A 12764-nucleotide genomic window follows, 5' to 3' on the forward strand; every position below is an offset into this window, starting at 1 on the left:
AACCTCCGCGTCCGCACCGAACTACTTTAATCCAGTGCGGGCATGATCGTCACCCCAGAAGCGCATGGAGAAAGATGCGTGGCAACTTAAACCAACTGGGGCTGTGCTGGAATTTGGTCAGCGCTTTGCCAATTTTATGCTGGCGTGTGTTCGTGATAAAAAACGGCGGTCGCGGCAAGAGTGAAAACTGGCCAGACAAAAGACCGCGCGGAAAAGGTCGCCAAGGGGCCTGTACGACCACCTTTTCAGTATTTTCCAACATGAAAGCATTGTGAACCGTGCCAATTCCCGACCCGATGTCATCAAGCGTATGCCCGGGATACGCACCCCAAGGGCAGGCCGAGATCAGAAAACCCAACCCACACCAGCCATTCACCCCAATGGTGCCATACCGCAGGTCCGCAAGGATTTCTTCGAACCGTTTTTTACCGATTGCACGGATCGTGCGAGGGTGAATCAAAATGTTTGCTCCCAACGTCCCCCACAGTTCCGTATTGGCATATTCAACCGCCGCAATCAAAAACGTTTCGGCGTCGGTCCCATCCAGTTCTTTGATGCCCAGCGCGGGGCCAAAGACCTCGCAAGACCGATTATATGTATCTTCGGTTATCTCACCAATCACCACAGCGGGCGCAAGGCGACCCCGATCAATTTTTTCAACTGTCCCACCGTGTTCAGCATAGCTGTCCAGCCGTTGTGTTGCTCCTGGATACCATGTCGGGCGGGTTGAGTGACTGATGACTTGCTTCACTTCCTCAAGCAACGCGGCGCCTTTTTCCCACCCTTTGGGCATCACCAGCGCTTGGGTCGCAATACAGTTGTGGCCGGAATTATGCAGTTTCATCGTCGCAATGTTTTCGGCCTGAAACCGAATATCGGCGGATGTCCACGGCCCCGGCACGACAATTGTCGGACTGACTGAGCCAAGCTCGGACGTAAACCGTTTGTTATTCTTAGGCGTCCCTGCCTTTTTGTTTGCGCGTCCCTCATCCCCAACGCCCCAGACGATTGCATCGTGTGTCGCATCCGAACCCGTGATGTGCAGTTCTTCAACAATGGGGTGTTCACACAGGTATGCCCCGCCTTTTGCGTCGCCTTTGACGATCCGCAAGAAACCACCGTCAATGAACGGTTTCATGGCGATCTTGTAGTACTCGGTCAGATAGTCATTGATTGGATTCATTTTGAGGATCACGACCTGATCTTCGAGGACCAGTTTTTGCAATACATCCAATGGGGTGATCGCCGCGACATTCCCCGCCCCCAGAACCAGCGCCACTTTGCCAACACGCTGGTTCGCGGGGACATCATAGGCAACCGCTGCGTGTTTCTTAAGGTTTGACGCATTTACGCCCTTTTGCATCCACACCTCGGCAGACACACCTGACAACAGCAGACGATCCCAAATCGAGTGCGGCAACACCTTGACGCCCAGTTGCCCCGTGCACAATTCGCGTGTCGGAAGGTGGTCAACAAAAGCTTTGCCATCCATCTGCGAAAGCGTAGCCATCAAGGCGTTGACACCCGCGATTGTTGCATACGGCCCGGCGATCCATTCTTCTCCTGCCGTTGGTGTGTTCGGCGTCAGGCCTTTCTTGCGTGCAGATATGTCGGCCCACCCTTCGGCGACCTTCATGATCCCGTCTTTCATGCCCGACAACAACGTAATCCGATCGGCGACAGACACCTGCACCCATTTGTCTTTGCCGATGTTCAGATCAGCCAGAGCAATGTCATATTCTTCAAACAGGGCTTCTTGCCCCGCAAAGCTTAGTTGCGCGCCATCCATATCAGAGTCCTCTCTCAATCAGAGTATTGCCGAATTGCTCGCGGAGTTTGTTCTTGAGCATTTTTCCCGTGCCGTTCAGCGGAATTGCACCCGTAAACACCACTGCATCTGGGGTTTGCCATTTGGCTATTTTGCCTTCGAACATCGCGATAATGTCTTCTTCGCTTGGGTTCGCGCCGTCGGCCTTGACCGCTACAATGATCGGGCGCTCGTCCCATTTGGGATGTTTGGCACCAATGGCAGCAGCCATCGCCACCCCCGGATGCGACACCGCGATCCCTTCCAAATCCACAGAAGAAATCCATTCACCGCCGGATTTGATAATATCTTTGGTGCGATCCCGAATGACCATAAATCCGTCTACATCAATCGTGGATACATCTCCTGTATCGAACCAGCCGTCTTGAGTTAGAGTGCTGTCTTCATTGCCAAAATAGGTGTCGACCACCCAATGCCCTCGACATTGGAGCGCACCTTCGGTTTTGCCATCGTGAGGCAAAGCAACACCGTCTTCGTCGACAATGCGAATATCAATCCCGAACGGCGGGCGGCCTTGCCCCAACCGAAGCTCTGCAAGCGCATCCACATCCAAATCCGCGTGTTTGCCCTTGATTTGATTGGCCGTACCCAGCGGAGATGTTTCGGTCATCCCCCACGCATGGATGGTTTCGCAATCATATGCATCGCGGAAGGTGGCGATCATCGACGGGGCTGCGGCTGATCCGCCGATCACATTCCGCCGCAACGAAGGCATCGTGGAGCCGGATTTCTCCGCTGAGGCCAACAACATCATCCAAATTGTGGGAACACCAAGTGCCAACGTTACCTTTTGCTCGTCGATCAAGCCAAGCAGGCTATCTCCATCAAGCCCGGGTCCGGGCATCACCAGCTTGGCCCCGGTCATGGCCGCAGCATAGGGAATTCCCCATGCGTTGGCATGAAACATCGGAACCACAGGCAAGATAGTTTCACGCGACGATAGGGAAAGCGCATCCGGCAACGAAATCGAGAAGGTATGCAGCATCGTCGAGCGGTTGTTATACAAAACCCCCTTTGGATGGCCCGTTGTGCCAGACGTGTAGCAAAGCGAACATGGCGTTTCCTCCGAAAGCTCGGGCCACTCGTACCCGACATCCCCGGTCTCGATCAGATCATCGAAAAACAACACCCCCGGAACTGCGGCGGCGACCTCTTCATCATGGGCACCCATGTAAATGAAGTGTTCAACCGTCTTGAGGTGGGCACGTGTCCCCACAATCAGCGGCATAAACGTCTTGTCAAAAAACATGGCTTTGTCAGCCGCGTCATTACAGATAAAAATGAATTGTTCTGGGAACAGGCGCGGGTTGAGCGTGTGGCAAATCATGCCCCCACCTGACACCGCAAACCAAATCTTGAGATGACGGTGATTGTTCCACGCCAAGGTTGCGACGCGATCCCCCATACCAAGCCCTAGCGTCCCAAGCGCCGACGCCAGTCTGCGCGAGTCAGCAGCGACATCGCGCCAGTTTGTGGTGCTCATGGCCCCAGAGGTTTCTCGCGACACGATCTCGGTGTCGGCGTGATATTTTCCTGCGTGCTCGATCAGATCGCTGATCAACAGGTTTTGTGTCATCATAGAACCCAGCATGGTTCGTCTCCCGTTCGTTTAAGATGCCAGCTACCGGTTAAGCCGCGTAGTCAGCTTTGATCAGATCGGCACATTTTTCGGCAATCATGATGGTCGGCGCATTGGTATTTCCCGACACAAGCAAAGGCATGATCGACGCATCCACCACGCGCAACCCGTCAAGCCCGTGCACCTTTAGGTCCGCGTCCACGACGGCCATGTCATCATGGCCCATCTTACAGGTCCCCACCGGATGATATACTGTATCGGCTCGGTTGCGGATTTGATCTTCCCAATCGGCGTCGGTCATTGCGTCATGAACGCCAAACAGTTCTTTGTGTTTGTATTTTTCCAATGCCGGAGATTCGAGTGTGGCACGGGTGATTTTCGCACCCTTGATCAAGGTCTGCAGATCACGCTCGTCTGACAGGAACCGTGGATCGATCCCCGGAGCGGCCATCGGATCAGAACTCTGCAAGAATACTTCCCCACGTGAATGCGGGCGCAAAATACACACATGGCACGAATACCCATGGCCGTAATGCAGTTTACGTGCATGATCATCGACCACCGAAATCACAAAATGCGTTTGCAGGTCAGGGCGCGTGACAGAAGGATCGCTTTTGAAAAAACTCCCACTTTCAGTGATCGTCGACGCAAACATAGAGTTGCCGTCTTTCATCCACTTAAAGAACTCGGGAACCATTTTTAGGCCCGCTCGCAATCCTATCCCAAGATTGTCACGATCTTTGGTCTTATATGCCAAAACGAAATCAAGATGATCTTGCAAGTTTTGCCCGACACCCGCCAATTCGTGAGTCATTTCAATGCCAAGCGGCGCAAGATCCTGTGACCGACCCACCCCGGACAACATCAACAGTTGCGGAGACTGAAACGCGCCCCCGCTCAGGATGACTTCTTTGCCCGCACGTACTTCCTTGTTTTGGTTGTCTTGCCGATAGGTCACACCCACAGCCCGCTTGCCGTCAAAAATAATCTTGGTCGCATGCGCCTTGGTAATGACTGTCAGGTTGGGGCGTTGGTCCATGACCGGATGCAGATAGGCTGCTGCCGCCGAACATCTCTCGCCATTTTTTTCTGGTGTATGGAACAAGGTGCTTTGCCACATGCCGGCACCTTCATTGTCCCCATCGTTAAAGTCCGCCTTGCTGCGCAACTGCATCTGGTTGCTGGCTTCGACGAAGTCCTTTGAAATCTGGCGCGGAGCCTTTTGATCAGACACTTGCAATGGGCCGTCGGCGCCATGCGCGATATCCGCGCCACGCACATTGTTTTCCGCTTTGCGGAAATATGGCAACACGTCATCCCAGCTCCAGCCTTGGTTCCCAAGCTCGGCCCAGCTGTCGTAATCTTCTTTTTGTCCGCGAATATAGACCATGGCGTTGATCGCACTGGAGCCGCCAAGCGCCTTGCCACGCGGCTGGTATCCCTTGCGGCCATTCAGTCCAGGCTGAGGAGTTGTATGAAAGGCCCAGTTGTTGATTTTGGGGCGCCCAGGCAACATCGCTACAACGGCCATCGGCGTACGCACCAGCGCACCATCCCCCTTACCGCCTGCTTCAAGCAAGCAGACATTTACATTCGGATCTTCCGTCAAACGAGACGCAAGCGTCGCCCCAGCAGACCCTCCACCAACAATCACAAAATCATAAACCATTCTCATCCCTCTTTCACGATAGGTCACGTCAGTGCCCATAACCGTGACTGCATTTGATGCAGCCCCTCCTCGGTGAAATTATTCAAACACATAATTCGGTCAATTGTCCAAATAATTGACATGACGTTACGTCTGCGAAAATGGGATGGCCCAAAAATGGAAGTTATTATAATTTAATTTCAAACACATAACTAAGTATCGAGTCATACACGACACTCTGCACGAATCCTGACCTTAAGGCTGTTATTCCGATCACACACAGGTGAATCGCCCCGCTGGCGGGATAGGTCGCGCCACGTGTGCGCTCTTCAGCTTTGCATGAAATTCAGATTAGGGAGAGGAAACACGCGTGGGAGCTTGCCCTCGGATTGCGTCATCGGAATGAACCGCAGCCCTGCATTCCCAATCAAGAAAAGCAGGGCCGTATAGCTTGGTTATGCAATAAGCCCGTTTTGGCGGAACAGCTCTTGCATGTCTGTCTCTGGTCGTGCGCCAAAGTGGCCAATGACTTCTGCGGCAGAGACACATCCCATGCGGCCCGCCACGTCCAGAGATTGACCAGTCGCAATTCCGTAAAGGAATCCGGCCGCGAATTGATCGCCGGCCCCTGTGGCGTCCACGGGTACAATTTCCGTCACCGGAACAACTGCCTCGTCGTTGCCCTGAACCAAAACAACATCCTGACCGGATCGCGTACACACAATCAGACCGCTTTCGGCTGCAGCTTGTTCCAACGCAGAAGACAGATCGGTTTGGTACAACGCCTGCCACTCGTGTTCGTTGCCGATCACATAGTCCAGTTCTTTTACCAAACGGCGGAAATCATCGCGGTGACGCTCTACACAGAATGGGTCAGACAGGGCGATACCAGCCTTACCACCACCTTGACGGCAGAGCCGTGCAGCGGTTTCAAAAGCCTCTTTGCCTTTGGGTTTGTCGTATAGATAGCCTTCCAAGAACAAGAGCTCTGCCATTCCAGCCACATCTGTAGGGACGTCATCAGGCCCAAGCTCTGCAGAAATACCCAAATAGGTATTCATGGAGCGTTCGCCATCAGGCGACACAAAAATCATCGAACGCGATGTCGGAAGCTCACCACCCGTGATGGGGGCATTCACAAAATCGGTACCGCCGGCTTGGGTTTCACTGGCGTAAAACTGGCCCAGCGCATCGTCATGTACACGCCCAATAAAGGCTGTGGACAGCCCCAGATTTCCAAGCCCCGCGATGGTATTGGCAACCGATCCGCCGGGGGCCTGTGTGCGCTCTTTCATGCCAGCATAGAGCAATTCACCACGCTCGCGTTCAACCAGTTGCATAACACCTTTCTGGATACCCATCAGGTCCAGAAACGCGTCATCTGACTGGGTGATCACATCCACAACGGCGTTGCCGATGCCAACAACTTGATACTTGCTCATAGGTTCTTGTCCTCAAAATCACAGAGATCACGGATGATGCAGGTACCACAGAGGGGCTTGCGTGCCTTGCAGGTATATCGCCCGTGCAAGATCATCCAATGGTGGGCATGTTGCTGAAAATCAGCGGGAATATTGTCTTCGATTGCGCGCTCAACGGCGACCACGTCTTTGCCGGGGCATACACCCGAGCGATTGCCGAACCGATAGATATGAGTATCAACTGCCTGTGCTGGGACATGCCACCACATATTCAGAACGACATTGGCGGTTTTGCGCCCGACACCAGGAAGGCTCTCTAGGGCAGCGCGCGAATTCGGCACCTCGCCACGATAGTCATCGACCAGCATGCGGGACATCTTGATCACGTTTTTGGCCTTGTTGCGATATAGGCCAATCGTCTTGATATGCTCGATCAATTGGGCCTCGCCCAAGTCCAACATCTTTTGCGGTGTATCCGCAATTTTGAACAGCTCTCGCGTGGCTTTGTTGACACCGACATCTGTTGCTTGTGCAGACAGCGCCACAGCGACCACCAACGTATACGCATTCACATGATCCAGCTCGCCCTTGGGTTCGGGTTCGGCCTCATGAAAGCGCGCGAATATCTCGCGAATTTGATGGTATCCAAGCTGTTTTGCCATTCTGCTCTAATGCACGCGACATTGCGTGCAGGCAAGCCCCCAAGGCAGTATTCATCAAGATTTGGCGGAGCTGTGACACATTCTATAAATCCCAACGGCCATGATATCTTTGCGCAAAAAACGGGTCGTTCTAACCGCCGTCAGGCTCTATCTATGGAGAACACTCTTGCGGAGACACCCATGACCGAAATGGAACAAGCCTATCATTACCAAGTCATGCGTCGCGCTATCGACTTTGTCGATCAGAGCGATCAAAACCTGAAGCTCGAAGACTTGGCCGCGGCAATGGATATGAGCCCCACGCATTTTCAACGTCTGTTTTCACGGTGGGCCGGGGTGTCCCCGAAAAAGCTTCAACAATATTTGGCCTTGGGCCACGCCAAGGCGTTGCTTCATGACCGCTTTACCACATTGGAGACATCAAATTCGGTTGGGCTGTCCGGCAGCGGGCGCCTGCATGATCTGTTCCTAAAATGGGAGGCAATGAGCCCCGGCGAGTATGCAAGACGTTGCGCAGGCCTGACGATATATTGGGGCTGGTTCGACAGCCCCTTCGGGCTTTCATTGGTGATGGGAACGGACAAAGGTATTTGTGGCATCGGTTTTGCAGCAGAAACCGGAACCCACGAGGCGATGCAAGACTTGGTGTCACGCTGGCCACAAGCCACATTCGTCGAAGATCCGATGCGGCTGCGCCCGTGGGTTTTATCGGCCTATAGCGCCTCAAGCCGCGATCTAGAGAAGACCCCTGTCTATATGATCGGAAGCCCGTTGCAGATCAAAGTATGGGAAGCCTTGATGCGCATCCCCTCCGGGCATGTCAGTACGTATTCCGAGATCGCGGGCCACATCGGCGCACCGCGCGCTGTTCGGGCTGTCGGTACAGCTGTGGGGCGCAACCCGGTCAGTTGGCTCATCCCATGTCACCGTGCTCTTCGAAAATCAGGGGCATTGGGCGGATATCATTGGGGATTGCCAGTCAAACGGGCGTTGTTGGCTTACGAGTCTGCACGTGCGGACGCCGATGAAGAAGACAACCAAGCGCAGAAACCCGCCGAAGAATCAGCCTGATTCATTTGGGACTTGGCGCGAGATCGCGTATAGCTCAAGCCAGAGCCGGACAAACTGGCCACAGAACCAAAGGCACGAGCATTATGACCCGACTGACACTTTCCCTTGTTGCGCTTTCCGTCGCAGGCCTAAGCGCATGTACTGACCCGGCATATGTGACCGGTGATTATGAATCCCGCGATAAGAACCGAAATGCGAAAACCGGTGCAATCTTTGGCGGTATTCTAGGCGCAGGCGCCACGAAAATTGCGGGCGGAAATGCCGTCGCAGGCGCGGTCATCGGTGCCGGAGCTGGCGCCCTGATTGGCAACCAACTTGACAAACAAGAGGCAGAACTGCGCGGGACGCTGGATAGCGATGTAAAAATTGAAAATACCGGGGATCGGCTGATTGTCACGCTTCCTCAGGATATTCTGTTCGACAGCGATAGCTTTGCTGTGCGCGCGAGCTTGACCGACGATCTGAGAAAAGTTGCAGACAGCCTTACAAAATATCCCGACTCTGTTGTGCAGGTGCTTGGCCACACAGACAACACCGGCTCGGCCGAACACAATCAGCGTCTCTCCGAGCAACGAGCAAATGCCGTCGCAGATAAATTGATGGATGCAGGCGTTGCCTTTGAGCGGATCGAAACCATCGGTCGCGGCGAAGACCAACCTGTCGCGTCCAATCTGAACGAAGAAGGCAAGGCACAAAACCGGCGTGTTGAAATTGTCATTCTACCCAACGGCTAAGATAGTCATCGATACATTGATCTCTGGTGCACACCCCCTGTGCGTCAGAGATTGTTGCGTTCTGCGCCTGTCAACTTAAGGTCTTTCTCATGCACCTGAGGATATTGCCATGACCATGATGACGTTACTGGGCCTGTCTGGCTCGCTTCGCAAAGACTCGACGAATACACAGCTCTTGCAAGAAGCCGCACGCATCTTTGGCGATGCCACGTATATCCAGGCCGACTTGAATCTGCCCCTGTATGACGGTGATCTAGAAAACCGCGCAGGTTTGCCCCAAGCGGCACAAACACTGGTTACGCAAATCGCCCAAGCTGACGGTGTTCTGATGTCCACGCCCGAATACAATAGCGGCATCTCTGGTGTGCTAAAGAATGCCTTGGACTGGATAAGCCGCTCGGATGGGTCCCCTTGGCTTGGCAAGCCCGTCGCGGTCATGAGCGCAGCAGCAGGACGCGCAGGCGGCGCACGCGCTCAAACCATGCTGCGCAGTTGCATGGTGCCATTCCGACCCCGTATCGCCCATGGACCAGAGATTTTGGTCGCCGACGCCAGCGCCCAATTCGATGATATCGGTCGCCTGAATCCACGGTATGAAAAATCTCTGGGGGCGCTGATGCAAGCCTTGCGCGCAGACATCGTGCAGACCCGATAACGCACGGGGCAAGCTATCTGGATCGCCCCAATTTAGCGGGCAACACCCAAGTTGCTGATTTCAATAAGATTGCCGTCAGGATCTCTTAGATAAATCGACCTAAGCGGTCCCGTTGCGCCCGTGCGCGTTACGGGGCCTTCTTCGATTGTGACGTCACACGTCTTGAGGTGCTGTTGCCATGTGTCCAGCGACACATCACTCAAGAAACAAATATCCGCCGACCCAGCGCGTGCATCGCGTGCTTTGGGATCAAATTCGGCACCGCGTTGATGCAAATTTATTTTCTGATTACCGAACTTCAGCGCCCAGCGAATGCTGCCATCCGCGGGACGGAATTCTTGCGCACCCATACCCAACACACCCTGATAAAATGCAAGGGTTGTGTCGATATCCGCAACCGTCAGAACAATATGATCTATGCCAGAGACCGTTGGCTTCATGTCAGGATAATCCATTTACACGCCTATACATTCGTTAGGCACCTCTCGGCGCTTGTACCCTAAGTTCGGACAACTGGTCAGCCTTCAACGATCAAACAGTGCTGCATCCGGCTTGAATGGCTCGGGAATAGCGTCACGCCCCTCTAGAACAAGGTCAGCCATGAGTTCGGCAACTTTCGGAGCAATACCGAAGCCAATTTTAAACCCGCCATTTGCAATGAACTGACCATCTCGGACTGGATGGAGCCCCAACACGGGCGCACGGCTTTTGGTACGCGGTCGCACGCCTGCCCAGCGCTCGATAACTTTTGCTCCGGCCAACTCTGGCACAACCCTACAGACACGCGCCACGACATCATCAATTTGAGAGTCCGTGGTCGCAGGATCATCAAAATATCGCTCGGTCGTTGATCCGATCGCGATTGTTCCATCCGCATGTGGCACAATATGCACCGAATCCGCATAGATTTGCGGCGCATCGGGACGCGCATGCTCAAGCAAAGCCGCCTGTCCCTTTTCTCCGCCACCGATCACTTGGCCAATTTTCTGCGACAAGGCCTCTAGGCCACGCCATCCAGTGGCCCACACCACTTGGCCCTGCTCTGGCCCGCTTGATGTGATGTCGCCTCCCTTGGCCCGTATCGCCGCCGCAAGCGCGGCACAGGCTTGGCGTGGATGCATCCGCGCAGTCAAAGTGTCCAAGATATACATACCTGTGGGCGATACAGGTGCCCAAGACCCCATCTGGCCTTGGGGGATCACACTCCAATGCGCCTGACCTTGCCAGACCTCTTTGGCGCATTCCGCACGCGCATGGGCCAGCTCGAGACCACGATCAGTCACAATCGGTTGTAACCGACCTGTCCGACCATATCCCGCGGTAAGGCCACCGGCCGTTTCAACATCCGCCCAAAACGATTGGGCCATTATGAGGCTTTGAAATTGGAACTCTTTTTTTGCGGTCCACCTTTCAGGTGCATGTGGTGCCAAAGCTCCGACAACCCCGCCGGACGCGCCCGCACCGACCCCATTGGGATCTATCACGCGGACAGAGGCGCCGCGCGACGCACAGGCCCACGCCACAGAAAGACCAAAGGCCCCTGCCCCCATCACGGTCACATCAACCATTGCCAAATCACCTGTCTTTGCCCAAAGATTTTCCTACGTTTCCTCTAAGGCATCTTAACATGAGCGACCAGCAGGCAAATCTGGAATGGCGTGATGGCGCCATCCCTGTTTCAACACAGTTTGACGACCCGTATTTCAGCTTGGAAGACGGGTTGGCCGAAACCACGCATGTCTTCTTGCAGGGCAATCATCTGCCTGACCGATTTAGAGACGGTTTTCATATTGCAGAGCTGGGCTTTGGGACAGGGCTAAACTTATTGACGGCATGGGCCGCGTGGGATCAGGCCGATATGTCTACCCCCCTAACGTTTACCAGCTTCGAGGCTTTCCCGATCTCTGCCGACGAAATGGCCCGCGCCCTTGATGCATTCCCCGCACTGGCGCCTTACGCCACGCGCTTGGTGAATGCTTGGGCCCAAGATCACACACTCTCGACACTCGACGGGATCAATGCGCAGGTCGTGATCGGTGATGCGCGCAGAACGTTACCGCTCCAAGAGTTTCAAGCGGATGCTTGGTTTCTCGACGGTTTCTCTCCCGCCAAAAACCCCGAACTCTGGGATGCGGACCTGATGAAACATGTTGGCACACATACTGTCAGCACTGGAACCTTGGCCACCTATACAGCGGCCGGTTTTGTACGACGCAACTTGGCCGACGCCGGGTTCGAGATCACACGCGTGCCGGGATTCGGGCGCAAACGTCATATGACCATAGCGCGAAAAATCCCATGACACAGAACAACACACGTCTTGGCATCATCCTAATGTGTTTGACCACATTTGTGTTTGCCATGCAGGATGGAATTTCAAGGCACCTTGCCAGCGAATACAACGTCTATCTGGTTGTCATGATCCGATACTGGTTTTTTGCGGCCTTTGTCATCGCCATTTCAGCCCGCCGCCCCGGGGGGTTGCGTAAGATCATACAAACCAAACATCTCGCTCTACAGATTATTCGCGGCGCATTGCTGGCCCTTGAAATCATAGTCACCGTTGTGTCTTTTACCATTCTCGGCCTTACCGAAACACACGCGATCTTTATCTGTTATCCACTGATTATCGCGGCCTTGTCTGGCCCGATCCTTGGTGAACGCGTCGGTTGGAGACGCTGGGCCGCAATCGGCATCGGCATGATTGGTGTTCTGATCATCTTGCAACCGGGATTTGGGGTCTTTTCTCCGGCTGCAATCATACCTCTTGTGGGGGCGTTGATGTTTGCCGTCTATGGCCTCTTGACCAGATATGTCGCATCAAGCGACGGGTCCGCCGTAAGCTTCTTTTATACGGGAACCGTGGGCATGGTCACCATGACCGCCATCGGGATTTGGTATTGGGAACCAATCAATCCTCAAAACTGGATTTGGATGGGTATTCTGTGCATCTCAGGTGTCTTGGGGCATTGGTTGCTGATCAAAACCTATGACCACGCCGAAGCCAGCGCAGTACAGCCCTTTGCGTATCTACAGCTCCCTTTTGCCGCCGCTCTTGGGATGCTGGCCTTTGGCGAGACCCTGCGCGTGAACGTCGCCATTGGGGCCGTCATCGTGGTCGGCGCAGGGCTGTTCACCTTGTGGCGCGAAAGGAACGCCACTTAGG

At 54.3% G+C, this 12764-nt stretch carries 12 protein-coding genes; 5 read left to right on the plus strand and 7 right to left on the minus strand.

Features of this window, described 5'->3' with window-relative positions:
- Window positions 1-49: 49 nt before the first annotated feature.
- The 5 genes from FAP39_RS12660 to nth form a co-directional block, all read right to left on the minus strand.
- Window positions 50-1789, minus strand: coding sequence for an aldehyde dehydrogenase family protein (locus tag FAP39_RS12660; RefSeq protein WP_138016768.1), 1740 nt, complete (start codon window positions 1787-1789; stop codon window positions 50-52).
- Between the two features lies 1 nt (window position 1790).
- On the minus strand, window positions 1791-3419 hold the full coding sequence (locus tag FAP39_RS12665; RefSeq protein WP_138016769.1) for a long-chain-fatty-acid--CoA ligase: 1629 nt from the start codon (window positions 3417-3419) through the stop codon (window positions 1791-1793).
- Between the two features lie 37 nt (window positions 3420-3456).
- Entirely contained in the window at window positions 3457-5076 is a 1620-nt protein-coding gene (locus tag FAP39_RS12670) for a GMC family oxidoreductase (protein WP_138016770.1), read from the minus strand.
- Between the two features lie 434 nt (window positions 5077-5510).
- On the minus strand, window positions 5511-6497 hold the full coding sequence (locus FAP39_RS12675) for an adenosine kinase (protein WP_138016771.1): 987 nt from the start codon (window positions 6495-6497) through the stop codon (window positions 5511-5513).
- Complete coding sequence (nth, locus tag FAP39_RS12680) at window positions 6494-7138, minus strand: endonuclease III (RefSeq protein WP_138016772.1); 645 nt, start codon at window positions 7136-7138, stop codon at window positions 6494-6496. The genes FAP39_RS12675 and nth overlap by 4 nt, the downstream gene beginning before the upstream one ends.
- A gap of 180 nt (window positions 7139-7318) precedes the next feature.
- On the opposite strand from nth, the gene FAP39_RS12685 reads away from it, so the two are divergent.
- The 3 genes from FAP39_RS12685 (at window position 7319) to FAP39_RS12695 (ending at window position 9598) form a co-directional block, all read left to right on the plus strand.
- Window positions 7319-8209 (plus strand): methylated-DNA--[protein]-cysteine S-methyltransferase, encoded by an 891-nt coding sequence (locus FAP39_RS12685; protein ID WP_425471427.1) that lies wholly within the window; start codon window positions 7319-7321, stop codon window positions 8207-8209.
- An 83-nt stretch (window positions 8210-8292) separates the two neighbouring features.
- Window positions 8293-8943 (plus strand): YiaD family glycine zipper/OmpA-like lipoprotein, encoded by a 651-nt coding sequence (locus FAP39_RS12690; protein WP_138016773.1) that lies wholly within the window; start codon window positions 8293-8295, stop codon window positions 8941-8943.
- A 109-nt stretch (window positions 8944-9052) separates the two neighbouring features.
- A complete protein-coding gene (locus tag FAP39_RS12695) occupies window positions 9053-9598 on the plus strand; it encodes an NADPH-dependent FMN reductase (RefSeq protein WP_138016774.1) in 546 nt (181 codons plus the stop codon).
- Window positions 9599-9630: 32 nt separating this feature from the next.
- Here FAP39_RS12695 and FAP39_RS12700 read toward each other — a convergent pair whose 3' ends face one another.
- Complete coding sequence (locus FAP39_RS12700) at window positions 9631-10053, minus strand: VOC family protein (protein WP_246059131.1); 423 nt, start codon at window positions 10051-10053, stop codon at window positions 9631-9633.
- A gap of 69 nt (window positions 10054-10122) precedes the next feature.
- A complete protein-coding gene (locus FAP39_RS12705; RefSeq protein WP_138016775.1) occupies window positions 10123-11166 on the minus strand; it encodes an NAD(P)/FAD-dependent oxidoreductase in 1044 nt (347 codons plus the stop codon).
- A gap of 59 nt (window positions 11167-11225) precedes the next feature.
- On the opposite strand from FAP39_RS12705, the gene mnmC2 reads away from it, so the two are divergent.
- Together mnmC2 and FAP39_RS12715 are read left to right on the plus strand one after the other, a co-directional pair.
- Window positions 11226-11900 carry a tRNA (5-methylaminomethyl-2-thiouridine)(34)-methyltransferase MnmC2 gene (mnmC2, locus tag FAP39_RS12710; protein WP_138016776.1) on the plus strand — a complete coding sequence of 225 codons (675 nt, stop codon included), beginning with the start codon at window positions 11226-11228 and terminating at the stop codon, window positions 11898-11900.
- Window positions 11897-12763 (plus strand): DMT family transporter, encoded by an 867-nt coding sequence (locus FAP39_RS12715; protein WP_138016777.1) that lies wholly within the window; start codon window positions 11897-11899, stop codon window positions 12761-12763. Before mnmC2 ends, FAP39_RS12715 begins: the two co-directional genes overlap by 4 nt.
- Window position 12764 lies beyond the last annotated feature (1 nt).

This window comes from Shimia litoralis, from assembly GCF_005518135.1.
GTDB lineage: Bacteria > Pseudomonadota > Alphaproteobacteria > Rhodobacterales > Rhodobacteraceae > Shimia_E > Shimia_E litoralis.

Excerpts from the sequence above, each read along its gene's own strand:
- FAP39_RS12695 (WP_138016774.1), top strand. The coding sequence starts at position 9,053 with ATGACCATGATGACGTTACTGGGCCTGTCTGGCTCGCTTCGCAAAGAC.
- FAP39_RS12700 (WP_246059131.1), bottom strand. The coding sequence starts at position 10,053 with ATGGATTATCCTGACATGAAGCCAACGGTCTCTGGCATAGATCATATT.
- FAP39_RS12715 (WP_138016777.1), top strand. The coding sequence starts at position 11,897 with ATGACACAGAACAACACACGTCTTGGCATCATCCTAATGTGTTTGACC.
- FAP39_RS12670 (WP_138016770.1), bottom strand. The coding sequence starts at position 5,076 with ATGGTTTATGATTTTGTGATTGTTGGTGGAGGGTCTGCTGGGGCGACG.
- FAP39_RS12690 (WP_138016773.1), top strand. The coding sequence starts at position 8,293 with ATGACCCGACTGACACTTTCCCTTGTTGCGCTTTCCGTCGCAGGCCTA.
- FAP39_RS12665 (WP_138016769.1), bottom strand. The coding sequence starts at position 3,419 with ATGCTGGGTTCTATGATGACACAAAACCTGTTGATCAGCGATCTGATC.
- FAP39_RS12685 (WP_425471427.1), top strand. The coding sequence starts at position 7,319 with ATGACCGAAATGGAACAAGCCTATCATTACCAAGTCATGCGTCGCGCT.
- FAP39_RS12675 (WP_138016771.1), bottom strand. The coding sequence starts at position 6,497 with ATGAGCAAGTATCAAGTTGTTGGCATCGGCAACGCCGTTGTGGATGTG.
- FAP39_RS12660 (WP_138016768.1), bottom strand. The coding sequence starts at position 1,789 with ATGGATGGCGCGCAACTAAGCTTTGCGGGGCAAGAAGCCCTGTTTGAA.
- nth (WP_138016772.1), bottom strand. The coding sequence starts at position 7,138 with ATGGCAAAACAGCTTGGATACCATCAAATTCGCGAGATATTCGCGCGC.
- mnmC2 (WP_138016776.1), top strand. The coding sequence starts at position 11,226 with ATGAGCGACCAGCAGGCAAATCTGGAATGGCGTGATGGCGCCATCCCT.
- FAP39_RS12705 (WP_138016775.1), bottom strand. The coding sequence starts at position 11,166 with ATGGTTGATGTGACCGTGATGGGGGCAGGGGCCTTTGGTCTTTCTGTG.